Genomic DNA, 20,233 nt, shown 5'->3' with positions numbered 1-20,233 from the left:
TCAGACCTTTTCGGACACAAGCTTTTCGATCCCGGCAATGATCGCTGCCACATTTGAGATATCGAAATCGCTGGCTTGTGGTTCATTCGCGTTGAACGGGACCGAGATATCGAACTCTTCTTCGATGGCGAAAATGCTCTCGACCAGACCCAGGCTGTCGATACCCAGATCTTCAAGTGTACTTTCGGGCGTGACGTCCGAAGGCTCCAGCACGGCCTGCTCAGCAATGATTGCGATGACGCGGTCGGTGATGCTCATGTCGGTCCTCTGATTTTCCCGTTGCGGATGATTTAATCACTCGGGGGCTGTTTGAAAACAGCCTTTTTCAACGCCTCGACGTCACGTGCCATGCGGGGCAAACGACGTTGTGCTTTGTAGATGTCGGTATGGGTTTCCATTTTGATGGCCGGATATCCCATTAGTACCCGACCCGAAGGAACGTTGGACAGGATTTTAGTGCCGCCCGCCGCTATCACGCCGTCACCGATAAAGATGTTGTCGACCACGCCGGTCTGGCCACCCAGTACCACGTTATTGCCAATCTCGACCGAGCCGGAAACGCCAGCCTGACCACAAATTAGACAATCCTGCCCAACCCGTGTGTTGTGCCCCACATGCACAAGATTGTCCAACTTGGACCCGTTTCCGATGCAGGTATTCCGGATCGTTCCGTTGTCGACGGTACAATTGGCGCCGACCTCAACGTCATCCCCGATCTCAACTGCACCCAGCGAGTGAATGCGAAGCCAGCTTTGCGCCCGCGCATCACCTTTGTCGCCCATTGTTTTGCGGACATTCTCAACATCCGAAACCTCGGGGGTAACAAAGCTGAACCCGTCGCTCCCGATCCGTGCGCCGGGTTGGGCAATGAAACGATCACCGATCTGCGCCCTGGACCCGATGCTAACCATCTCACGCAACATGGCGTTTTCGCCCAGAACCGTATCCATGCCAATCACGCAATGCGGGCCGATAACTGCGCCTTTGCCAATACGAACCCGCGCACCGATGACGGCCAAGGGGCCGATGGCTGCGTCTTTGGGGATTTCCGCGGTCGGGTCGATCACGGCCGAAGGGTGAATACCCGGCGCTACGCCCTGCCCGCGATCCAACATTGTGGTGATCCCGGCCATCGCCATACGCGGACGGGGCACAAAGATGGCCGCCTCCAACCCTAGCGCTTGCCAATCCGCACCTTCCCACAACACGGCTGTCCGTGCCGAGCTGCCGCTCAGCGCCTCGGCATATTTCGGAGACATCGCCATCGCCAGATCAGTCGCCGCTGCATCACCCGGCTCAGCCGCGCGTTCAACGATCAGGCCAGTATCGCCCTGGCAGTCTGCCCCAAGAGCGTCGGCGATTTGCTGGATGGTATAGTGCATATCGGGCTTCCCGGTTTAAGGATCTGCCCCGCTGATTACCCCTGAACGTCCGGCAGGGCCACCCCTGCTTTCTGCAAGGCCTCCCAGATTTTCCGATCACGCTCATAGACATCCCGGCGATACTGAACCTCACCCTTGGGGCCGACATAAGCCGTGCGGTAGATCAGGTGAACCGGAACATGCTGTTCCAATTGCACCGTGGTTTCCTTACCCGTGGCCAGAACACGCTGAAAAAACGCCTTTGGGTTTTCTTCCTGCTTGGCCAACAACGCATAGGCGAAATCAAACGGATCTGCCAGGCGGATACACCCGTGCGAGAACGCCCGCACCTCACGCGCGAACAGACTTTTCTGAGGCGTATCATGCAGATAGATGTTGTACTTGTTGGGGAACATGAACTTCACCAGCCCCAGCGCATTGCTTTTGCTGGGCGGTTGGCGCATCGCAAACGGAAAGTTCCGCGCGTTGAACTGAGTGAAATCCACCGCGCCGCGATTGACCTGCCGACCGCTGCGGTCGGTGATCTGGATATGGCCAACGGCGTTGGGATTTGATTGCAGTTGGGGCAGGTATTCCTTGGTGATGATCGAGCGCGGCACATACCAACTGGGGTTGATGACCATATGCTCCATCTTGTCCGAGAACTCGGGGCTGCGTCGGTCATGTGTGTTCTTGCCGATCACCGCGCGCGTTTCGAACGTGACCAACCCGTCATCGACGATCTTGGCCGAGAAATCAGCCTGATTTACCAAAATGTGCCGCTCACCCCGTTCGCGCGGCAACCAGCGCTCGCGCTCCAATGCGACATAGACAGCCTTTAGACGGTCGGAGGCACTGCGGTTCAACTCAGAAATCGTGCCCTGACCGGCCACACCGTCCGGCGCAAGACCATGATCTGTCTGGAACGCCTGAACGGCACCCAACAAAGCCGCATCAAACTCCGGGCTGGCGGTAGGACGCAAATACCCCATGGAAACCAAACGATTGCGCAGTTTTATTACATTGGGTCCGGTGTCGCCATATTCCAACTTAGCAACAGGAACCGTCGCGCCCCAACCGCCTTGATGGATGAGGTCCTGCAGCACCAACTTCTGCTTCATCAAGGCCCGGTACTGGGTTGTTTGCGGGGCCAATTGATCGAAATACGAGCCATTTTCCCCTGCGATCAACCCCTGCAAGTGCTCCTTTGTCGAAGCCCTTTGAACCTTGCGCACTAACCCATCATCAATCTGGGATGGGCGCAGCGCGCCCGACTGGAGATTGCGCGCGTATTCAGCGAAAGCGCGGGTCAGACTGACTTCAACAGCGCCCAGATCGCGCGTCGTACGGGCCTCTTGCATCTGTTCCACAAGGGACTGGACGCTGTCCGAACCCTGCGGCAATCCATGCATATCGGTCGATGACAAGGCCTGGATCAGCCGTGCGCGGCGCGCCGAATGCAGCGGCGTTTCGCCAACCCAAACCGGGGCAAAACCATTCTCGCGGTAAAACTCGGCGATTCCTGACCCCGAGGGCGCAAATTCGGCAACAGCCATCTGAAACGCCGTCGCTGGCCGGGTGTCTGCATTCACTACGGACGCCGAAGCCAGAAAACATGCGGTGAAAATAATACCAGAACGGGTCCGAATACCTGAGAACATTGGATGGCCTTGATTATTCATTATTTTACGCAGCAGAAATGCGCGCGGATCAAATATGGTTACGCCTTGGGCGCGTTGTCTATTCACAAACGTATCAACCTGGCGCATCTTTCGGTGCGTGATGCGTCTTTGCATCGCCCGGCGGAAATGCGCCGCCAAATGTCTCAATATTATACATATTCGCATCACCTGCGCAAAAAACTGCCGAAATTTCCCCCTTGAATTGATGAATCCGAAAGACTTCTTGGCGGACAAAACCGACTGTGTCATAAATCCCGCATCTGGGATGGGAAAAAATTAATATCGCGCGCGTAACATCGTGTGCAGGCAGGAACAGTACGGGACGAAACTGAAATGACGATGAGCAGTACATCGGGCTTGACCCGGCGTGCCCTTCTGGGCGCATTTGCAGCTACGGCAGTTGTGGCCGCACCGACCTATTCCAATGCAGCAGGTTTCCTTCGAGGCGGCGGCGATATCCGACGTATTCGTATGTATTCCGGTCGCACCGGCGAACGGATTGATATGATATATTGGGTCGATGGAAAATACATCAAGGACGCTGTCAAAGAAGTGAACCACTTCATGCGTGACTGGCGGACTGATCAAAGCAAAGACATGGATCTGCGCACGATCGACATCATGGCTGCATCGCATAACCTTCTGGACGTAAATGAGCCCTATATGCTGCTGTCCGGCTATCGTTCTCCGCAAACCAACGCGATGCTTCGGTCTCGTTCTCGTCGGGTTGCCAAGAACTCATTGCACATGAAAGGCCAAGCGGCTGACCTGCGCCTGTCGTCGCGTTCAGTGTCGCAAATGGCCAAGGCTGCAATGTCCTGCCGCGCTGGTGGAGTGGGCAAGTACTCCCGCTCGAATTTCGTCCATATGGACTGCGGTGAGGTCCGTAGCTGGGGCGGTTAACACTTCCAAAATCTTAAAAAACAACGAGCGCCTCTGGGCGCTCTTTGTTTTTAAGTAACCTAGAATTACTCCTTATGAAAAGAACAGTTCAACCTCGATGAACTGCGTTCCATCGACCAGATATTGTCGCTTACCGGACTGTATCAGAACCAGTCATCATAGCGTCAAATTAAGGGACGCAGTCTCCAATATAAGACACTCAGAATAACTGCTAATGCGAGGTGGTATGGCGCACCTGAGAGGATTCGAACCTCTGGCCTCTGCCTTCGGAGGGCAGCGCTCTATCCAGCTGAGCTACAGGTGCCTTGGCCGTTAGCTATCCTTGTTCCGATCCGGGTGCAACTGAAAATCCACCCGGATCGACCAGCTTTTAGGCAAACAAATCATGCGCCAGTTCAAGGGCATCGACCAGCGTGTCGACCTCATCCTTGGTGTTGTACAAACCAAAGCTGGCGCGGCAGGTGGCGGTCACGCCGAAGAAATCCATCAGTGGACCAGCGCAATGATGACCGGCCCGCACGGCAACCCCTTTTTTGTCGAGGATCGTCGACACGTCATGCGCATGCCCTGCCCCATCCAGCGTAAAGCTGAAAATAGCGGCCTTATCGGGACGTGTGCCTTGTACCTGCAGCCAGTTCAAACCGGTCAACCGCTGCATCGCATAGTCGCGAAGCGCGCCTTCGTGGGCGGCGATGTTCTCCATCCCAAGGTCCATCATATAGTCAAGCGCCACGCCCAAACCAATCGATTGCACGATACCGGGTGTTCCGGCCTCAAACTTCATTGGGGGGTCGTTGTAGATCACCTGATCTTTGCTGACCTCTTTGATCATGTCGCCGCCACCGATGAAGGGGCGCATCTCGGCCATGCGTTCGGATTTAATATAGATCGCGCCCGAACCGGACGGGCCATACAGCTTGTGCCCGGTGATTGCATAAAAGTCGCAGCCGATATCCGACACATTGACCGGCATATGCACGGCACCCTGGCTGCCGTCGACCAGCACCGGAACGCCTTTGGCATGCGCACCTTCGGTAATGGCCTTAACATCCACCACCGTTCCCAGCACGTTCGAGCATTGCGTGACCGCGACCAGCTTGGTCTTGGGACCGATTGCATCGATCACGGCCTGCGGGTCCAGCCCGCCATCCGCATCGATATCGACCCACTTTAGGACAACCCCCTGCCGTTCGCGCAGGAAATGCCAGGGAACGATGTTGGCGTGATGCTCCATGACGCTAAGGACAATCTCATCCCCGGCCTGAAGGCGCGGCATCGCCCAGCCATAGGCCACAAGGTTGATCCCCTCGGTCGTGCCCGAGTTCAGGACGATCTCATTCTCATCCGCCGCCCCAAGGAAACGGGCGATGGTGCCGCGGACGGACTCGTACTTTTCGGTCGCGAGGTTGGACAGGTAATGCAGGCCACGATGCACATTCGCGTATTCCTCGGCATAGGCGCGGGTCACCGCGTCGATCACCATCTGAGGTTTCTGCGCAGAGGCACCATTGTCCAGATAAGTCAGCGGTTTGCCGTTTATCTCACGCGACAGAATCGGAAAGTCCGCGCGGATTTTTTCTACGTCATACATGGTCTTCATATCCCTATACCGGGCCGCTGGGTGTTAAAGCGAGGACAAAGGGGGCTGCGATCAACGCAGACAACACTATGACCCCAAAGGATTTCCAAAGCGTTCCGAACTTATGCGCTTCATTGAGGAAATGCAGCGTGACGTAAAGGCTCACCAGCGCTGTGGCGAACAAAAACAGCACCATCAAAACCGGAACGAAAATGGCCAGCACAAGCGTTACGAACATCGCCGCGCTTTGCAGGAACTGCAACCAGACCGTCAGCGTCATGATCTCGTCGAATGACGCGCGCCCGCCCAGCAAACGCCCGACGAACAGGAACGCCGTAATGCTGAACATCATTAGGGCGGCCGAGCGGATAAGGCTCATGAAAATCGGTTCGGGTGCAGGAACATTCAGGCCTTCCGGCGAAGGAACAAGATGTTCGATCCCAAACTGCACCAGCCCATTCAAAACGACGGCCAGACAGAAGGCCAGCCACAGAACTTCGCGCCCGACGCGAAAGGATAATAGGTGCCGGGCCGCTTCAGCCGGGTTGACCAGCGTCAGGACTGCAATGTTACCTAGGGTCGAGAAATTCATTCCGCCTGCCTTTGTGTTTGTCTCAGGCCCGCCAGCCAGAACCAGATAAACACGCCAAACCAGGCTGCCCCTACCAGGGTTAACGCAGGTCCTGGCCCGATGAGACCCGCCACCAGACCGTTCAACAACACCAATGGTGTCGACGACAGTAAAGCCCAAAACAAAGCCAGACGAGCACCGTAAGCCGTGCCGCGACCGCCAACCAAACGAGCGGCCCCGTAAGATACGAACGCCAGAAGGTAAAACAGCAACGGCAGTATGAAAACAGTGCCTAGCAAAGCCGCGGCCATCAGCGCGTTCAGCTCAAGCCCTTCCAAATGCGCCCGCCGCGCGAGGCCGGGAAGCTGTGCGATGAAAGCCACCACGCAAAACCCCATGACAAAGACCAAGGCCCTGTCTTCCCGCTGCCCCAAATCCAGAAGCCGACGCACGACGCGCCCCGGCCCCCGGTACGTGGCCACGATATCCGATGTGACTGGCATCAGCTGCGGCGCGCCAGCCAATCTTCCAAACGGTTCACGATCTTTTCAGCAACTTCGCTGTCTTCGATCTCGTCCACCGCTTCGGCCAGAAAGGCCAGTGTCAGCATGTTGGTTGCGTCTTTGACCGGAACGCCGCGTGATCGCAGGTAGAACAGAGCCGTCTCGTCAATCGCGCCCGAGGTCGAGCCGTGTGAACAGGCCACATCATCGGCATAGATCTCAAGCTCGGGCTTGGCGAGGAACTGGCTGTCGTCGTCCAACAGAAGCGACTGGCTGATCTGATAGCCATCTGTCTTCTGCGCGCCTTCTTTCACGAGGATCTTACCCTGGAAGACGCCGGTCGCACCGTTGCGCAGAACCTTCTTGAACACCTGGCGGCTTTCGCAGTTCACCGCGTCATGGGTGATAAACACTGTGTCGTCATGGTGAAAATCACCGTCTCCGACACATGCACCTGCCACATGGGCAACCGCATCATCTCCGGTCAGTTCCACGACCTGCTCATTGCGGGTCAGAACGCCGTTTGCGGTCAGGGTAAATGACTTATAGGTCGATTCCGTTCCCAGACGGGCGAACATATGAGTCATTGCCCGACGTTCATGATCGCGACCTTGCGCGCGCACATGATGCAGCGTCCCATTGTCGGCGATGTCGATCTCCATCACCTTGTTAAAGCGCGACGCGGCCGGACCAACCTCAAGCACGGTGACTTCGGCATCTGGTTCGACACGGATCACGTGATGCAGCATCGCGTCCGATGTTTCCGAGGCGTGACGATACATCAGGCAGATCGGCTTGGACGGTTTGCCTGTCACATGGATGGCAACACCATCTTTGGCAAAGGCTGTGTTCAGCGCAGCCAGCGGACGCGGCACTGGGGTCTGGCCACGGCTCTCTAACGCGCCATACAGCTCTTTGGCCCAGTGAATATCCTTGCCGCAGATATCCTCGATCCGGTCGATCATCACCCCCTCAAGTGTCAGATCATCGGATTCCTCGGGGCTGAATACTCCGTCGACGAAGACAATTTTCAGATTGTCCATGTCTTCGAAAATCATGGGCTCGCCCGCATCGAAAACCTCGGCGCGCGGTGCTTGAGCCGAGATCAGCGTATCAGGACGTGTGTACTTCCAGTACTCATCGCGACGGCCAGGCAGGCCCATCTCTTGCACACGCGCAAGCGCATCCTCGCGTGCGGCACGGGTGCATCCGCACATCTCGGGCATGGCCAGGGATGCCAGCCGCTCCTCGGTTGCGGTCAGTTTCTCTTGTGGCAAAGCCATCAGTTCACCTCGGCCAGAATGTCGGCATAGCCGTTATGTTCAACTTCCAACGCCAGCTCGGGTCCGCCGGTCTTCACGATACGACCGTCAGCCATGATGTGTACGACGTCCGGTTTGATGTGATCCAGCAGCCGCTGATAGTGGGTGATGACCAAAAAGCTGCGACCTTCGTTGCGCAGCGCGTTCACGCCTTCGGACACCAGCTTCATCGCATCCACGTCGAGACCCGAGTCGGTTTCGTCCATGATGCACATCTTGGGTTCCAGCATAGCCATCTGCAGGATCTCGTTGCGCTTTTTCTCACCGCCCGAGAAACCAACATTGACCGGACGCTTGAGCATATCGGCGTCGATTTTCAGCGTCTTGGCCTTGGCGCGCACTTCTTTCAGGAAGTCTGCCGCTGACAGCTCCTCTTCTCCGCGCGCTTTCCGCTGAGCGTTTACCGCCGTGCGCAGGAAAGTCATGTTGCCAACGCCGGGAATTTCGACCGGATACTGGAACGCAAGAAAGACGCCAGCGGCAGCACGCTCTTCTGGCTCCATGTCCAGCAGGTCTTCGCCTTCCAACGTCGCCGTACCTTCGGTGACCTCATAGCCGTCACGTCCCGAAAGCACATAGCTGAGCGTCGATTTGCCCGAGCCATTCGGTCCCATGATCGCGTGTACCTTGCCAGGCTCGACCGTCAGGTCCACACCCTTGAGGATTTGCTTATCTTCGTCTTCAAGCTGTACGTGCAGGTTTTTGATTTCCAGCATGTTTTCTCTTTCTGCCCCAGTCAGGGAGCGCGTATCGTTTCAGGTTGTTTTGTGCAATTGGTCAACATAACTATTCGCGGATTCCTCAGAAATTTCTCCACGTTTCAATAGTTCTGTCAGAGAAAGAGCCGCGACATCGAAGCTTTCGAATACCGAGTCGGCCAGAATGGCGAGGTGCTTTAGTTTTTCGCTTTCCACTTTATCCAAGTTCAACAAGTTTCGCAGAAACACTGCGTCCCCATCGGTCAACTGGTTGGCGTGAAACCTTGGGCGCAGGCGTTTGGACAACTTGCTTCCATGCAACGCTCTCGGTTTGAAGAAGAGAAACTTGTGAAGAGAGTATCCGTATCTTTCCAAAACAGTCATCTGAGCATTCAACAGTGGTTGGTCCTGGTAGATGGGAATCGCAGCCACTTCAGAAATAACCGCGCATGCCTCGCTCAGCTTTTTGCCACCTTCTTCAAAAATCTGGGTCTCGGCACCCTGAACGTCGATTTTGAGCAAATCAAACTCGGGCAAGCCTTCAATATCGTCCAGACGATGTCCGACAACATCCAACTTTTCTTTAAGCGTGAGTTGTTTGTCCCACTTCCCTAGAGTTGCCAACCAATCCGGATTTGGCTCGTAAAAAGACGTAAAACCACTGCTCCTGTAGACGTTGAGCGTTTGTTCACCTCCGCACCCCACAGCATACGGTAGATAGTGTTCCTGCGATCCTGCTGACTCAACCAATTGGGCATATGCCTCTGGTTGAGGTTCAAAACCCCACACTTCACACAGCTTCGCATCCCTGAGTTTGTAGTACGGTGATTCATCTAGTGGATTGGCTCCGATATCCACGACGCGCGTTAATCTTGCCGGACCGAGAAGATCGATCAGGTGGTGCAACCTGTTGATGTCAAAAAATTTTGGCATTTCACAGTCGTCCCAGAGGAAGCCTTTTCCAGAATCCTTCTACCCAACCGAGCCTTCCAGCGAGATTGCAACAAGCTGCTGCGCTTCCATGGCAAACTCCATCGGCAATGCCTGCAGCACGTCCTTGCAGAACCCGTTGACGACCAAGGCCACGGCTTCTTCCTCGTCCATACCGCGCTGGCGGCAGTAGAACAGCTGATCGTCGTCCACTTTGGATGTCGTCGCTTCGTGTTCCACACGGCTCGAGTTGTTCTTGACCTCGATATACGGAACCGTATGTGCGCCGCATTTGTCACCGATAAGCAGGCTGTCACACTGCGTATAGTTCCGGCTGTCCTTCGCCTTTGGGTGCATCGAAACCAGCCCGCGATAGGTGTTCTGCGCCTTGCCCGCGCTGATGCCCTTGGACACGATGCGCGACTTTGTGTTCTTACCCAGGTGAATCATCTTGGTGCCGGTGTCGGCCTGCTGATAATTGTTGGCAATCGCGATCGAATAGAACTCACCCTGGCTTTCATTGCCACGCAGGATGCAGGACGGGTATTTCCAGGTCACGGCCGAGCCGGTTTCGACCTGCGTCCACATCACCTTGGACCGGTCGCCCCGGCAATCCGCCCGCTTGGTCACAAAGTTATAGATACCGCCCTTGCCGTTTTCATCACCGGGGAACCAGTTTTGAACGGTCGAGTATTTAACTTCAGCATCTTCTTCGACGATGATCTCAACCACAGCGGCATGCAACTGCGCGGTGTCACGTTGCGGCGCGGTGCAGCCTTCCAGATAGGACACATATGATCCCTTATCGGCGATGATCAGCGTGCGTTCGAACTGACCAGTGTTTTCGGCGTTGATGCGGAAATAGGTGCTCAGCTCCATCGGGCAGCGAACACCCGGTGGGATGTAAACGAACGATCCGTCCGAGAATACGGCCGAGTTCAGCGTGGCATAGAAGTTGTCGGATACCGGAACCACAGTGCCCAAGTATTTCTTAACCAGTTCAGGGTGTTCCTTGATCGCCTCAGAGATCGAGCAGAAGATCACACCAGCCTTGGCAAGCTCATCCTTGAAGGTTGTACCAACAGAGACCGAGTCAAATACCGCGTCCACAGCGACCTTACGGCCTTCGGCGGGCGCATTCTCGGCGCCTTCGACGCCGGCCAAAATCATCTGTTCTTTCAGCGGAATGCCCAGCTTTTCATAGGTGGCCAGCAGTTTGGGGTCGACCTCGTCCAGCGATTTTGGCTTTTCTTCCATCGACTTGGGACGGGCATAGTAATACTGGTCCTGAAAGTCGATCGGCGGGTAATGTACCATCGCCCAGGTCGGCTCTTCCATCTTGGTCCAGCGTTCAAAGGCCGACAGACGCCATTCGGTCATCCATTCGGGCTCTTCGTTTTTGTCAGAGATCAGTCGAACGATATCCGGGTTCACACCTTTGGGCGCGTACTCCATTTCGATATCGGTATCCCAGCCGTATTTATAAGTGCCAGCCTCGCGCACCGCGTCCACGGTTTCCTGATCGACACCTTCTTTTACCTGGGTCTGGTCCAAAGCGGCCATTTCCTTCACTCCGTCAAGTCACGCGGCACGCGCGCGATGCTTTTTCTCTTTTTCCAGCCACGTTTCGGCGAAACGCAGCACATCTTCTTTCGTCGTAAAAGGTCCCAGCGAAACGCGTATTGCGCTGGCTGCCGTGACCTCATCATACCCCATTGCCGTGAGGACCGCGCTGGCGCGCACCTTGCCACTGGAACAGGCAGAACCCGCGCTGATGGCAAACCCCGCCAGGTCCATTTGCATGACCTGCGTTTCGCCTTTCCATCCCGGAGTGGCAAAACACAATGTGTTAGGCAGGCGATCCTGATCCTTCCCGACAAAAATAGTCAATTTAGAACCGGCCTCAAGGGCATTTTCTAGAATATTTCTAATTTCTTTGACCTGGTCCCAAACCCCATTGGCAAGATCCCGTGCAGCGGCTTCTGCTGCGGCCCCGAAGCCCGCGATTCCAATGACATTTTCGGTACCCGACCGGCGCCCCATTTCCTGACCACCGCCTTGAATTTGGGCAGGCAAATCCGTGCCGCGTTTCATCACAACAGCACCAACACCCTTGGGGCCACCCAATTTATGCGCTGAGATCAGCGCCATTTGAGCACCCAGCCAGTTGAAGGCCACCGGTAGTTTTCCAAAAGCTTGCGTCGCATCGGTTACAGCAAGCCCCGCAGGCAAAGCCTGCACGATACCGGTTTCCGAATTCGCCAGCTGCAAGGTCGATTGAGCAGGATCGGAGACTTGAACGCGGCCCGAGGCGTCCGCTGGCAAGTCTTCTGTAATCCAGGATCTTACCGCGTCATGCTCAACAGCAGATCCATGCAGGCCACGCCCGCGTAAGGTCAGCGCCGCCCCCTCGGTGGAACCCGACGTGAATACGATATCCGCCCCATCCGCACCAAAGGCCGCCGCGATTTGCGCCCGCGCCTTCTCGATCAAGGCCTTGGCGGCACGTCCCTCGGCATGCACCGAAGACGGGTTGCCGCAAACCTCCATCGCCGCGATCATCGCCTCTCTGGCCTCGGGGCGCAAAGGAGTCGTGGCATTATGATCCAGGTAAACACGACTCATGGAGTCACCTTTTCACGAATGCGAAGTGGTATCGCGTTTTCATAGACCAAGTGCATAATCTCACTCGTCCACCACTGCAAACAGGCTCGGAACCGCGGGACACGGGGCCAAATCGTTCCTGATTACGTCCGACAGTCGGGTTTGATGCAGAAAAACATAAACATGGGCGCTTAGCCCTTCCCACAAGCGGTTGCTTAGTGATTGCGCCCGGCTTCCTGATGACGCACCCGATGCCCCTGCGCCTTTTTGCAGCGCATCCACTGTTTCGTCGACCGCCGACAGAATCTCGACCACGCGAATTTCCGAAGGCGACCGCGACAACCGATACCCGCCACCCGGTCCGCGAACCGATGAGACCAGATCGGCTCGGCGTAGTTTCACGAACAATTGCTCAAGATAAGGCAGTGAGATGTCCTGCCGCTCAGAAATCTCACTCAGCGTTACAAGCGTATCTGTCGGTTGCAGGGCGATATCGGCCATAGCTACCATCGCGTAGCGACCCTTGGTCGAAAGCTTCATTCTCGTCCCCTTTTGGTCGATACCGCGCGAAAACATTGACGCCGCCGCTGCCAGTGCGTATCTCCGACGGGCAGCGCATTGCGCAATGCAAAATTATTAGAACCGTTCTAAGGTGCCTGACGATAACCGTCAAGTATATCCCGGCACCAAGAAGAAAAAGACAGGACCAAAGCACACATGCCCGAGGTGATTTTTCCCGGACCCGAAGGCCGCCTGGAAGGCCGCTACCACCCGCAAAAGGAAAAAGACGCACCGATCGCCATCGTGCTTCATCCGCATCCTCAATTTGGCGGGACCATGAACAACAAGGTGGTCTACAACCTGCATTACGCATTCTACAACATGGGCTTTACCGTTTTGCGGTTCAATTTCCGTGGCGTGGGTCGCAGCCAGGGTGAATACGACCAGGGTGTTGGTGAGTTGAGCGACGCAGCCTCGGCGCTGGATTACCTGCAGTCAATGAACAACAACTCGAAACACTGCTGGGTCGCGGGTTTCTCGTTTGGTGCATGGATCGGCATGCAGTTGTTGATGCGGCGCCCGGAAATCACCGGCTTTATCAGCGTGTCACCCCCTGCAAACATGTACGACTTTTCGTTCTTGGCACCCTGCCCGTCCTCGGGCCTGATCATCAACGGATCAGCCGACCGCGTGGCACCACCTGCGGACACAACCTCTCTGGTGAACAAGCTGCACGAACAAAAGGGAATCACCATCACCCATAACGAGGTTGATGGCGCCGATCACTTCTTCCAGGATCGTCACATGGATACTCTGATGACCGATGTCAGCGACTATGTGAAACGCCGCCTGACCGAGAACACACGCTGATGTCTGACACCATCACCACCCTGGCCGCCAAGCTGGCCGAGGACACAATGAAAGTGATGGATGAAACCGGCGACGACCGTTTCTTTGTCGAAGTGGGCGAACATCTGGGTGCGTCCTCGCAGACTTTGGAAGAAGCCTTCCTGACCGAAATTCGCGTGCGGTTGGCAGAGCGCAAAGCCCGCAAGTTCGTGATCCAGAGGCTCTCGGATCACCGCTCCAAATTGAAAGCAATCGAAAAACAATGACAAACAGACTGTCCGCGCAAATCGAATTTCTCAAACGCGTGGACAGGCTGAAATCGGTCGATCGCGCGAATTTTCTTCTGGATCAATCCCGCGCTGAAAACGCGGCAGAACACAGCTGGCAACTCGCGCTTTGGGCGCTGGTTATGCAACCCTTGGCTGATGAAGGTGTCAGCATTGATCGGGTCATCCGCATGCTGTTGCTGCATGATTTGGTCGAAATCATTGTCGGCGATCATCCGATCCATCTGCAAACCGATTGGCAAGCGGTCGAACGGGCCGAGCAAGCCGCCGCGTCAGAATTGTTCGATCTTTTGCCCGAAGAGCAGGCCGAGGCTTGTCTGAACCTGTGGCAAGAGTTCGAGGCCGATCAGACCCAAGACGCCAGATTCGCGAAATCCCTTGATCGCTGCCAGCCGATGTTTCAGGTCCTCTGCGCCGCGGCCCCGAGGGCGGATCACAAAGCTATTGTTCAGGACAATCTGAACGGCGGGCGGGCCGCTTATCTGAAGACCGAATTTCCAGACGCCTATACCGCAGCGCAATGCCTGCTGAACGGAGACACCCCTGCACAGACTTCATTCTCAGCTCGCCTTGGATTTCTTGCCGAAAGCGACCAACTGAAATCCGTCTACCGGGCTTCGCGCCTGCTCAGCGGTGAGCGGTTCGAGAATTCGGCCGAGCATTCATGGCACATCATGCTGTACGCTTGGATTCTGTCCGAATACGCAGCACCCGATGTGTCCATTGACCGCGTTTTACAAATGCTTCTGCTGCATGATGTTGTTGAGATCGACGCCGGGGATTACCCCATTCATGGTCATGTCGACCACGCGGCCCAAGAAGCCGAAGAACAAGCCGCAGCAGAGCGCCTGTTCGGGATGCTACCGGATAATCAAAAGGCGACCTTTCTGTCTCTGTGGCATGAGTTCGAAGCAGCCGACAGTCCCGATGCCCGCTTTGCCAAGGCAGTCGACCGTTTTCAGGCACCAGTCGGAAACCTGGCAACGGGCGGCGGATCATGGGTGGATTATGATGTCAGTTATGCGCAGATCGAAACCCGTGTCGGCACTCCGGTCAAACGCGGCGCACCCGACTTATGGGCGTGGCTGCAACCCCAGCTAGATGCCTATTTCGCTGCCACGGCAACCATGTAGGAAAAGAAAAAAGAGGCGCAAAGGCCTCTTTTTCCCTTGTTTCGGCAGGCGCTCAAACCTGAAAACTATCTAACCGTTCAACAAACTTGGCCGCGTTTTTGTCGACGGACCCCCCGCCAGCAAGCCACCCAAGCGCCACGATCAAAGCCGAAACAAAAACTATTATTCCTGCAAATTTAGTCATGCGATGTAACCTGGAAAACAAAAATCATTAAAAAACAACGCGTTTTTAACATAACCTAGGGTCAAAAAATAGTCAGGTTATCCATACTTCCCAAATGGCTAATGTTTTTGCCTTAGCGTCATTGCGCATGCCGAGATTCCGAAATTTTGCTTGCTCGCTTTGCCGTTTTCATGCTCAACCTCGCAAAACATTTGTCGAGATACCTACCGTGCCCAAAGCCTATCTGATCTTGTTGCTGGCGGTCATCGCAGAGACCATCGGCACAACGTCCCTGCAAGCCAGCCAACAGTTCAGTCGTTTCTGGCCCTCCGTTCTGGTGGTTGTCAGCTATGGCATTGCTTTTTACCTGCTGGGCCTGACGCTAAGATACATGCCAGTCGGAATTGTTTATGCGATCTGGTCCGGGCTTGGCATCTTTCTGATCGCGATCATTGGCTTCATTGTTTTCGGGCAAAGGCTGGACTGGCCCGCCGTCATTGGATTGATAATGATTTTGGCCGGAATCCTGATCATTCACCTGTTTTCCAAGACGGCCGGCCACTGATCGCCGGTTAGGGCTGGTCTATTTGGTCAAACCACGCTATGCGCGCGGCAACTTCCCGTTCAAAGGCTGACCTCTCATGGACCTGCGCAATATCGCAATCATCGCTCACGTGGACCACGGCAAGACGACCCTGGTGGATGAGCTGCTCAAACAATCCGGCGCGTTCCGGGAAAACCAAGCTGTGGCCGAACGCGCCATGGACAGCAACGATCTTGAACGCGAGCGTGGCATCACCATCCTGGCCAAAGCCACCTCGGTCGAGTGGAAGGGCACGCGCATCAACATCGTCGACACCCCCGGCCACGCCGATTTTGGTGGCGAGGTTGAGCGGATTCTCAGCATGGTCGACGGCGTGGTACTGCTAGTCGATGCCGCTGAAGGCCCGATGCCACAGACCAAGTTTGTGACCTCCAAGGCGCTGGCGCTGGGACTGCGGCCGATCGTCGTTTTGAACAAGGTCGACAAGCCTGACGCCGAACCCGACCGCGCGCTGGACGAATGTTTCGACCTGTTCGCCAACCTTGGCGCTGATGATGACCAACTGGACTTCCCGGCAATGTACGCATCGGGCCGTTCGGGCTGGGCAGATATGGAACTGGACGGACCGCGCAAGGACCTGACCGCGTTGTTCGACCTGATCGTTGATCACGTCCCTGCCCCGCAACAGGCCGAACGCAAGGACGAACCGTTCCGCATGCTGGCGACCACGCTGGGCAGCGATCCGTTCATTGGCCGCATCCTGACCGGTCGTGTTGAAAGCGGTACGCTGAAGGCGGGCGACAGCCTCAAGGCACTGTCCCGCGATGGCACCTTGATCGAGAACTTCCGCGCGTCGAAAATCCTGGCGTTTCGTGGCCTCGCGCAACAACCCATCGACGTGGCCGAAGCTGGGGACATCGTTACCATCGCAGGGATGAGCAAAGCCACCGTTGCGGATTCGTTGGTATCCCCGCAGGTCGAAGAAGCCCTGCCCGCCCAGCCCATCGATCCACCGACCATCACTGTGACCTTTGGCATCAACGATTCCCCTCTGGCAGGTCGTGACGGCAAAAAGGTCCAATCCCGCGTCATTCGTGACCGACTGATGAAAGAGGCCGAATCCAACGTCGCCATCCGCATCACCGATACCCCCGGCGGCGAGGCGTTTGAGGTCGCGGGTCGTGGCGAATTGCAAATGGGCGTTCTGATCGAGAATATGCGCCGCGAAGGGTTCGAACTCAGCATTTCGCGCCCGCAGGTTCTGTTCCGTGAGGAAGAAGGCCAGCGTCTGGAACCTATCGAAGAAGTCACTATCGACGTCGATGACGAGTTTTCGGGCTCGGTGATCGAAAAGATCACCGGTGCACGCAAAGGTGAATTGGCCGAAATGCGCCCCGCCGGTGCAGGCAAAACCCGGATCATCGCACACGTCCCTTCACGCGGGTTAATCGGGTATCATGGCGAGTTCCTGACAGACACACGTGGCACCGGCGTTCTGAACCGCGTTTTCCACGGCTGGGCCGCGCACAAGGGCCCGATCCCGGGCCGTCGCGCAGGCGTTCTGATCTCGATGGAGAAGGGTCAGGCCGTGGCTTATGCCCTGTGGAACTTGGAAGAGCGTGGCCGCATGTTCGTTGCCCCACAAACTGACGTTTATCAGGGCATGGTTATCGGTGAGCATTCGCGCGACAATGATCTGGAAGTGAACCCTCTCAAGGGTAAAAAGCTGACCAACGTCCGCGCAAGCGGATCTGACGATGCCGTACGGCTTACGCCCCACGTTCAGTTCTCGCTGGAAGAGGCGATTGCTTATATCGACGATGATGAATTGGTTGAGGTCACCCCAAACGCTGTTCGTCTACGCAAACGCTTTCTGGACCCGCATGAACGCAAGCGTATGGCGAAGTCCGCCTGAGTCTCCCTTAAGTATAGTTGCCGCAATTGCAACAATGCCACACATCTGACAAATTTGTGCGCGCATGAACTGCGCAAATATACGAAAAGCCCGCCGTTTTGGCGGGCTTTCTCTTTGTTTTAAGTGTATTTTTTTCGCGTAAAATTTGTTCCTAAAATTAATTCAAATTAAACACCCCTTGTAAATGTGACCCAAAATGGGTGTAATTATGGTTGAAGTATGGCACAATTGATGTACCAAAACGTAAAGCACAAACTGTAGTGCAATAGTGTTAGTAACGAGTTCTGAAGGAGCGGCGCCATGCGCGTGAAATCCCATTTATTATCTTTTGTATTTGTCTCAGCAACATTACCGTTCATCACCGCCAGCGCGGCGCAGGCGGAAAGATGCAACATCAAAACAGCCCGACAATCGGTATCGACAGAAACGTTGTGCGGCTGCTCAGTCGTCGATACGCGCATGTTGCGCTATATCCAACGCCGAGCTGATTTCGAGGACATTCTGGCCCGTACACTTGATAGTTGTCCGGCTTTTGCGGCTGTCCTGACTGATTTGCCAACGGCGTCCACGGCTGCATCTGATCGCGATAGTGATAGCGACACCTTTGGCGATTCAGGCAACGGTGATAACGGTGGCGGCAGCAGTGACGACGGTGGCGGCAACAACGGCGGCGGCGGTGGCGGCGGCGGCGGCGGCAATAACGGTGGCGGCGGCGGCGGCGGCGGCAATAACGGTGGCGGCGGCGGCGGCGGCGGCAATAACGGTGGCGGCGGCGGCGGCGGCAATAACGGCGGCGGCGGCGGTGGCAATTCCGGCAACGGCAACGGCGGCAATAATGGCGGCGGTGGCAATTCCGGCAACGGCAACGGCGGCAACAATGGCGGCGGTGGCAATTCCGGTAACGGCAACGGCGGCAATAATGGCGGCGGTGGCAATTCCGGTAACGGCAACGGCGGCAATAACGGCGGCGGTGGTAATTCCGGTAACGGCAACGGCGGCAATAACGGCGGCGGTGGTAATTCCGGTAACGGCAACGGCGGCAATAATGGCGGCGGTGGCAATTCCGGTAACGGCAACGGCGGCAATAACGACGGTGGTGGTAACTCCGGTAACGGCAACGGCGGCAACAATGGCGGCGGTGGTAATTCAGGTAACGGCAACGGCGGCAACAATGGCGACGGTGGCAATTCCGGTAACGGCAACGGCGGCAATAACGGCGACGGTGGCAACTCCGGCAATGGCAACGGCGGCAATAATGGTGGCCCGGGCAATGGGAACGGGAACGCCGGAAACAGCGGTAATGGCGGCGGCAACAACGGTGGTTCAGGACCGGGCACCGGTAATGGCGGCAGCAATAATGGCCAAGGCGGCGGTAGTGGCAATGGCGGTGGCGGTTCCGGGAACGGCGGCAGCAATGGCGGCGGCACCGATGGCGGCAGTGGCAACGGCGGCAATAACGGTGGCCCGGGCAATGGGAACGGGAACGCCGGAAACAGCGGTAATGGCGGCGGCAACAACGGTGGTTCAGGACCGGGCACCGGCAATGGCGGCAGCAACAACGGACAAGGTGGCGGCGGCGGCGGCAACGGTAATGGCGGCAGCACAGGCGGCGCTTCTGGTGGAAACGCTGGCGGCCCCGGCAGTGGTGGAACGTTTTAACCGAACAGCTGCATCTGACTTGCGTCCTTAGATTCGGATTTGAATGGTCAGACCAAGCTAAAACCTATGGAATGCACAAAGGGCGACCTCAGGGCCGCCCTTTTTTCCCTCCAGCCTGAGGGGAAATGGAAAAAGTCTCAGCTACGACCGTAAACGCCGACCCAACCGCTGGGTTTCCTGGGGTTTTGCATGCGAAGGAACAGATATTGCGTGGCGGCCCACGGTTTGATCTGATTGGTTAGGTTATCCAAAACCAAATCCCCGGCTGCCGAGCGATAGACAAGCACGGCATGTGAATTGCGCTTTGCATCTAACACAGTCGCGATCAGCAATTTACTGGGATCAACCCCGGCTCGAATTAAATCGCGTTTCTTAAGCAGTGCAAAATCTTCGCAATCTCCACCACGAGAGGTCGGCAAGGCCCATCTTTCCGCGGTCCGATATTGCGACCGATCTGTCACCGCGCGTGTCGTAGCATTCACTTGACGATTTACGTGCTGAATAATCTGCATCTCTTTCTGGCTGGACATGGATACAGTTGCTTTGGTCGAACACGCCCATCTGTATTGACGGCACAATTGCCGAGCGCCTGACGGCGGCGGCGACACGGCTGCAATCTGGATAAAGCGTCCCTCGGTTGCTTGTGCATCGGTGCCAACACCTAAAGTTCCTAACGCCAATGCGGATACAGCAACCAGTCGACCAATTGATGAGATCAACCGTGCAGATACATCTCTGAGTTCATTGCTCAACAGCTTCATGCCTGTTCCTCGACCATTATTCATCCTCGCAATTGCGGACAAACAGGACCGTAGATCGTTTAGCTTAACTATCAGTAGACGGGGCCGTTTGCGCAATCTGAGGTGAAGTTGCAAGGAAAAAGAGGCGGAAATTCGTTCCGCATTTTGACCATTTCAGGCAAGAATTGTGAGGGCTCGGCCACAATCCAAAAGTTACGCAAGGTTAACTTAGCGCAAGTTATTGAAGACAAATAACTGTAATATATAGAAATATTGCGATGTCAAAAAA

Annotated in this window: 21 protein-coding genes and 1 tRNA gene; 8 read left to right on the top strand and 14 right to left on the bottom strand. The window is 56.0% G+C overall.

The annotated features are described in order from the left end of the window. Genes ACR0LY_RS03105 through ACR0LY_RS03095 form a run of 3 tightly spaced genes read right to left on the bottom strand, consistent with a single transcriptional unit; the run spans nucleotide 1 to nucleotide 3,022 of the window. Nucleotides 1-258: an acyl carrier protein gene (locus ACR0LY_RS03105; protein ID WP_170348740.1), complete on the bottom strand. Its 258-nt coding sequence runs from the start codon at nucleotides 256-258 to the stop codon at nucleotides 1-3. Nucleotides 259-290: 32 nt separating this feature from the next. Then, nucleotides 291-1,382, bottom strand: a complete 1,092-nt coding sequence (gene lpxD / locus ACR0LY_RS03100) for a UDP-3-O-(3-hydroxymyristoyl)glucosamine N-acyltransferase (protein WP_170348741.1) — start codon at nucleotides 1,380-1,382, stop codon at nucleotides 291-293. 35 nt (nucleotides 1,383-1,417) lie between these two features. Next, on the bottom strand, nucleotides 1,418-3,022 hold the full coding sequence (locus ACR0LY_RS03095) for a L,D-transpeptidase family protein (protein WP_170348742.1): 1,605 nt from the start codon (nucleotides 3,020-3,022) through the stop codon (nucleotides 1,418-1,420). Nucleotides 3,023-3,025: 3 nt separating this feature from the next. Between ACR0LY_RS03095 and ACR0LY_RS03090 the strand changes: the two genes are divergently transcribed. Continuing rightward, on the top strand, nucleotides 3,026-3,244 hold the full coding sequence (locus ACR0LY_RS03090) for a hypothetical protein (protein WP_170348743.1): 219 nt from the start codon (nucleotides 3,026-3,028) through the stop codon (nucleotides 3,242-3,244). A 132-nt stretch (nucleotides 3,245-3,376) separates the two neighbouring features. Beyond that, nucleotides 3,377-3,946 carry a peptidoglycan L,D-endopeptidase MepK gene (gene mepK, locus ACR0LY_RS03085; protein WP_170348744.1) on the top strand — a complete coding sequence of 190 codons (570 nt, stop codon included), beginning with the start codon at nucleotides 3,377-3,379 and terminating at the stop codon, nucleotides 3,944-3,946. A 227-nt stretch (nucleotides 3,947-4,173) separates the two neighbouring features. Here mepK and ACR0LY_RS03080 read toward each other — a convergent pair. The 10 genes from ACR0LY_RS03080 to iscR form a co-directional block, all read right to left on the bottom strand. Then, nucleotides 4,174-4,250, bottom strand: a tRNA-Arg gene (locus tag ACR0LY_RS03080). 66 nt (nucleotides 4,251-4,316) lie between these two features. Beyond that, nucleotides 4,317-5,537: a cysteine desulfurase gene (locus tag ACR0LY_RS03075; RefSeq protein WP_170348745.1), complete on the bottom strand. Its 1,221-nt coding sequence runs from the start codon at nucleotides 5,535-5,537 to the stop codon at nucleotides 4,317-4,319. A 13-nt stretch (nucleotides 5,538-5,550) separates the two neighbouring features. Next, the gene (locus ACR0LY_RS03070) at nucleotides 5,551-6,117 is read right to left on the bottom strand and encodes a YIP1 family protein (RefSeq protein WP_170348746.1); all 567 of its coding nucleotides are present in this window, start codon (nucleotides 6,115-6,117) and stop codon (nucleotides 5,551-5,553) included. Then, complete coding sequence (locus ACR0LY_RS03065; protein ID WP_170348747.1) at nucleotides 6,114-6,599, bottom strand: YIP1 family protein; 486 nt, start codon at nucleotides 6,597-6,599, stop codon at nucleotides 6,114-6,116. The genes ACR0LY_RS03070 and ACR0LY_RS03065 overlap by 4 nt, the downstream gene beginning before the upstream one ends. Beyond that, nucleotides 6,599-7,882, bottom strand: coding sequence for a Fe-S cluster assembly protein SufD (gene sufD, locus ACR0LY_RS03060; RefSeq protein ID WP_170348748.1), 1,284 nt, complete (start codon nucleotides 7,880-7,882; stop codon nucleotides 6,599-6,601). Before sufD ends, ACR0LY_RS03065 begins: the two co-directional genes overlap by 1 nt. Beyond that, complete coding sequence (gene sufC, locus ACR0LY_RS03055; protein WP_170348749.1) at nucleotides 7,882-8,637, bottom strand: Fe-S cluster assembly ATPase SufC; 756 nt, start codon at nucleotides 8,635-8,637, stop codon at nucleotides 7,882-7,884. Before sufC ends, sufD begins: the two co-directional genes overlap by 1 nt. A gap of 39 nt (nucleotides 8,638-8,676) precedes the next feature. Continuing rightward, nucleotides 8,677-9,552 (bottom strand): FkbM family methyltransferase, encoded by an 876-nt coding sequence (locus ACR0LY_RS03050; RefSeq protein ID WP_170348750.1) that lies wholly within the window; start codon nucleotides 9,550-9,552, stop codon nucleotides 8,677-8,679. Between the two features lie 39 nt (nucleotides 9,553-9,591). Next, on the bottom strand, nucleotides 9,592-11,112 hold the full coding sequence (gene sufB, locus ACR0LY_RS03045; protein WP_170348751.1) for a Fe-S cluster assembly protein SufB: 1,521 nt from the start codon (nucleotides 11,110-11,112) through the stop codon (nucleotides 9,592-9,594). 18 nt (nucleotides 11,113-11,130) lie between these two features. Then, nucleotides 11,131-12,174 carry a cysteine desulfurase family protein gene (locus ACR0LY_RS03040; protein ID WP_170348752.1) on the bottom strand — a complete coding sequence of 348 codons (1,044 nt, stop codon included), beginning with the start codon at nucleotides 12,172-12,174 and terminating at the stop codon, nucleotides 11,131-11,133. A 60-nt stretch (nucleotides 12,175-12,234) separates the two neighbouring features. Next, complete coding sequence (gene iscR, locus ACR0LY_RS03035; protein ID WP_170348753.1) at nucleotides 12,235-12,693, bottom strand: Fe-S cluster assembly transcriptional regulator IscR; 459 nt, start codon at nucleotides 12,691-12,693, stop codon at nucleotides 12,235-12,237. A 177-nt stretch (nucleotides 12,694-12,870) separates the two neighbouring features. Here iscR and ACR0LY_RS03030 point away from each other — a divergent pair, with 177 nt between their 5' ends. From ACR0LY_RS03030 to ACR0LY_RS03005, 6 genes are all read left to right on the top strand, one after another. Next, nucleotides 12,871-13,524 carry an alpha/beta hydrolase gene (locus tag ACR0LY_RS03030; RefSeq protein WP_170348754.1) on the top strand — a complete coding sequence of 218 codons (654 nt, stop codon included), beginning with the start codon at nucleotides 12,871-12,873 and terminating at the stop codon, nucleotides 13,522-13,524. Then, a complete protein-coding gene (locus ACR0LY_RS03025; RefSeq protein WP_170348755.1) occupies nucleotides 13,524-13,769 on the top strand; it encodes a hypothetical protein in 246 nt (81 codons plus the stop codon). The genes ACR0LY_RS03030 and ACR0LY_RS03025 overlap by 1 nt, the downstream gene beginning before the upstream one ends. Then, nucleotides 13,766-14,923, top strand: coding sequence for an HD domain-containing protein (locus ACR0LY_RS03020; RefSeq protein WP_170348756.1), 1,158 nt, complete (start codon nucleotides 13,766-13,768; stop codon nucleotides 14,921-14,923). Before ACR0LY_RS03025 ends, ACR0LY_RS03020 begins: the two co-directional genes overlap by 4 nt. 392 nt (nucleotides 14,924-15,315) lie before the next feature. Then, nucleotides 15,316-15,651 (top strand): DMT family transporter, encoded by a 336-nt coding sequence (locus ACR0LY_RS03015; protein WP_226688434.1) that lies wholly within the window; start codon nucleotides 15,316-15,318, stop codon nucleotides 15,649-15,651. Between the two features lie 76 nt (nucleotides 15,652-15,727). Then, the gene (gene typA / locus ACR0LY_RS03010; protein ID WP_170348758.1) at nucleotides 15,728-17,545 is read left to right on the top strand and encodes a translational GTPase TypA; all 1,818 of its coding nucleotides are present in this window, start codon (nucleotides 15,728-15,730) and stop codon (nucleotides 17,543-17,545) included. Nucleotides 17,546-18,004: 459 nt separating this feature from the next. Then, a complete protein-coding gene (locus ACR0LY_RS03005) occupies nucleotides 18,005-19,204 on the top strand; it encodes a hypothetical protein (RefSeq protein ID WP_170348759.1) in 1,200 nt (399 codons plus the stop codon). Between the two features lie 137 nt (nucleotides 19,205-19,341). Here ACR0LY_RS03005 and ACR0LY_RS03000 read toward each other — a convergent pair whose 3' ends face one another. Continuing rightward, nucleotides 19,342-19,965: a transglutaminase-like cysteine peptidase gene (locus tag ACR0LY_RS03000; RefSeq protein WP_170348760.1), complete on the bottom strand. Its 624-nt coding sequence runs from the start codon at nucleotides 19,963-19,965 to the stop codon at nucleotides 19,342-19,344. Nucleotides 19,966-20,233 lie beyond the last annotated feature (268 nt).

This window comes from Ruegeria sp. BC5, assembly GCF_056539205.1.
Note: the sequence above shows the minus strand (reverse complement) of the source record. Positions and strands in the feature narration are given on the sequence as shown.

Bases quoted from the DNA above. Each gene is read 5' to 3' on its own strand.
- ACR0LY_RS03090 (WP_170348743.1), top strand. From the start codon at position 3,026: ATGGCCTTGATTATTCATTATTTTACGCAGCAGAAATGCGCGCGGATC.
- ACR0LY_RS03105 (WP_170348740.1), bottom strand. From the start codon at position 258: ATGAGCATCACCGACCGCGTCATCGCAATCATTGCTGAGCAGGCCGTG.
- sufD (WP_170348748.1), bottom strand. From the start codon at position 7,882: ATGGCTTTGCCACAAGAGAAACTGACCGCAACCGAGGAGCGGCTGGCA.
- ACR0LY_RS03095 (WP_170348742.1), bottom strand. From the start codon at position 3,022: ATGTTCTCAGGTATTCGGACCCGTTCTGGTATTATTTTCACCGCATGT.
- ACR0LY_RS03020 (WP_170348756.1), top strand. From the start codon at position 13,766: ATGACAAACAGACTGTCCGCGCAAATCGAATTTCTCAAACGCGTGGAC.
- sufB (WP_170348751.1), bottom strand. From the start codon at position 11,112: ATGGCCGCTTTGGACCAGACCCAGGTAAAAGAAGGTGTCGATCAGGAA.
- ACR0LY_RS03065 (WP_170348747.1), bottom strand. From the start codon at position 6,599: ATGCCAGTCACATCGGATATCGTGGCCACGTACCGGGGGCCGGGGCGC.
- ACR0LY_RS03030 (WP_170348754.1), top strand. From the start codon at position 12,871: ATGCCCGAGGTGATTTTTCCCGGACCCGAAGGCCGCCTGGAAGGCCGC.
- ACR0LY_RS03000 (WP_170348760.1), bottom strand. From the start codon at position 19,965: ATGAAGCTGTTGAGCAATGAACTCAGAGATGTATCTGCACGGTTGATC.
- ACR0LY_RS03075 (WP_170348745.1), bottom strand. From the start codon at position 5,537: ATGTATGACGTAGAAAAAATCCGCGCGGACTTTCCGATTCTGTCGCGT.
- typA (WP_170348758.1), top strand. From the start codon at position 15,728: ATGGACCTGCGCAATATCGCAATCATCGCTCACGTGGACCACGGCAAG.
- lpxD (WP_170348741.1), bottom strand. From the start codon at position 1,382: ATGCACTATACCATCCAGCAAATCGCCGACGCTCTTGGGGCAGACTGC.
- iscR (WP_170348753.1), bottom strand. From the start codon at position 12,693: ATGAAGCTTTCGACCAAGGGTCGCTACGCGATGGTAGCTATGGCCGAT.
- ACR0LY_RS03040 (WP_170348752.1), bottom strand. From the start codon at position 12,174: ATGAGTCGTGTTTACCTGGATCATAATGCCACGACTCCTTTGCGCCCC.
- ACR0LY_RS03050 (WP_170348750.1), bottom strand. From the start codon at position 9,552: ATGCCAAAATTTTTTGACATCAACAGGTTGCACCACCTGATCGATCTT.
- sufC (WP_170348749.1), bottom strand. From the start codon at position 8,637: ATGCTGGAAATCAAAAACCTGCACGTACAGCTTGAAGACGAAGATAAG.
- mepK (WP_170348744.1), top strand. From the start codon at position 3,377: ATGACGATGAGCAGTACATCGGGCTTGACCCGGCGTGCCCTTCTGGGC.
- ACR0LY_RS03005 (WP_170348759.1), top strand. From the start codon at position 18,005: ATGTTGCGCTATATCCAACGCCGAGCTGATTTCGAGGACATTCTGGCC.
- ACR0LY_RS03070 (WP_170348746.1), bottom strand. From the start codon at position 6,117: ATGAATTTCTCGACCCTAGGTAACATTGCAGTCCTGACGCTGGTCAAC.
- ACR0LY_RS03025 (WP_170348755.1), top strand. From the start codon at position 13,524: ATGTCTGACACCATCACCACCCTGGCCGCCAAGCTGGCCGAGGACACA.